The sequence below is a fragment of the Mesorhizobium sp. genome (genome assembly GCF_004962925.1).
Classification (GTDB): domain Bacteria; phylum Pseudomonadota; class Alphaproteobacteria; order Rhizobiales; family Rhizobiaceae; genus Mesorhizobium.
In genome coordinates this window covers 1-1,200 of sequence record NZ_SUEO01000389.1, presented here as the reverse complement: position 1 = coordinate 1,200, position 1,200 = coordinate 1, and the positions used below count along the sequence as shown (strand labels likewise).

2 protein-coding genes are annotated in these 1,200 nt (G+C 63.2%); both read right to left on the bottom strand.

Annotated elements, in window-relative coordinates; genetic code table 11:
* Positions 1 to 488: GntR family transcriptional regulator (locus E5W87_RS35275; RefSeq protein WP_292408547.1), on the bottom strand; the 488-nt coding region annotated here is incomplete at its 3' end.
* A gap of 65 nt (positions 489 to 553) precedes the next feature.
* Positions 554 to 1,200: SDR family oxidoreductase (locus E5W87_RS35270; protein WP_292408543.1), on the bottom strand; the 647-nt coding region annotated here is incomplete at its 5' end.

Below are 1,200 nucleotides of genomic sequence, written 5' to 3'. Positions count from 1 at the left end.
CAGACCCCGTCGAGGTCGTGCGGGATCGAATCGCGCATGGCGTTGAAGGCGGTCTCGATCGCTGCAAGATCGGAGCCGGTGGCGCGCCTGGCGGCAAGTTCGGCCGCGGCCGGCTCGAAGATGCGGCGTGCCTCGATCAAACCAGAAATCAGTTCGCTGTCGTTCTGGATATCCGGGTGCCAGCTCAGCACTACAGGGTCGAGCAGCCGCCAGTCATCGCGCGACAGCACGCGCACACCGACCCGGCGGCGAGCCTCGACCAGCCCCTTTGCCGACAGCACCTTGATCGCTTCGCGTACCGAGGTGCGGCTGACACCTAACATGGCGCAGAGCTCTTCCTCGCGCGGCAGCATTTCGCCTTGCCGATAGACGCCGCCAAGGATGCGACTGCCGAGCACGTTGACTACGGAATCGTGGATGCGGCTGCCGCCGGCGCCTTCGGCTAGGCGCAACGACCCATCTTCGGCGACAGCAAGGTCAGTTGCCATGGTTTCGCGGCCCTTTTTCAGCTTGCACCTCATAGGCGCGACTGGTGCGCCACGCAACGACGCTGTCAGTCATGGTAGAGCACCGAGCGGCCGCCATCGACGACGATGCAGGCGGCGTTGATGAAGGGTGCCTCATCAGAGGCCAGGAACAACGCCGTCATTGCCACCTCCTCGGGTTTGCCAATGCGTTTTTGCGGATGCAGATCGTAGGTGCGCTGCCGCTCGGCCTCGGGGACCGGAAAATTGTTCCAGTAGTCGACGGCGATCTGCGTCTCGATGTAGCCGGGCGCGATGGCGTTCACTCGAATACCCTTTGCAGCGTAGTCGATGCCGAGCGCCCGGGTGAGGCCCAAGAGTCCATGCTTGGCGACAGGGTAGGGGAAGCAACCGGGGATGATCGAAAAACTGTGCGTGGAGGCAATGTTGACGATCGAGCCAGCGCCCTGGTCGAGCATAGCCGGCAGCACAGCCTTGCTCATGCGCCAGACCCCGTCGAGATCGATATCGAAGCAGCGCCGCCATTCGGCCTCGCTTGTCTCCAGCGGTTCGTGAAAGACGTTGATGCCGGCATTATTGACGAGGATGTCGATCCGGCCGAAGGTCTCCTTCGCCAGCGCGGCGACGGCTTCGACGGAACCGGTCTGGCGGACGTCACATGGCACAAACAGGGCGCTTGCCCTGTTTGGCGAAAGATCCTTTGCGACCGCTTCGC